The 289-nt window shown below is 49.5% G+C and carries 1 protein-coding gene; it reads right to left on the bottom strand.

Going from position 1 to position 289, the window contains the following annotated elements:
- Positions 1-289, bottom strand: a 289-nt coding sequence (locus tag QQK25_RS24770; RefSeq protein ID WP_498027251.1) for a hypothetical protein, incomplete at both ends; no start/stop codon positions are given.

The raw sequence follows: 289 nt of genomic DNA, 5'->3' as shown, positions 1-289 counted from the left end.
CAGGCGGATACTTGACATGTCCCCCCTCTTCCAGGCCCGTCACAAGGGAAACGAAAACCCAGATTTGCTTTATCAGGTATTAAACGAGAACTACGAGCAAATAAAACACCCTTCAATAGTATCAATACCGTCACATGGATCGTAAATGCGTGAATGTGATGGACTAAGAAATCCGCAGTTCCTAATGGAATAGGTAACAAAGCAACTTTTCCGCCTACCGCGACTAAGCCATCGCCCCCCCAAGTCAAGCTAGTGCTTGCGGTTGCACCAGGCGCGGTTGCACCGGGTG

The sequence above is a fragment of the Zoogloea oryzae genome, from assembly GCF_030161255.1.
Classification (GTDB): Bacteria; Pseudomonadota; Gammaproteobacteria; order Burkholderiales; family Rhodocyclaceae; genus Zoogloea; species Zoogloea oryzae.
Note: the sequence above shows the minus strand (reverse complement) of the source record. Positions and strands in the feature narration are given on the sequence as shown.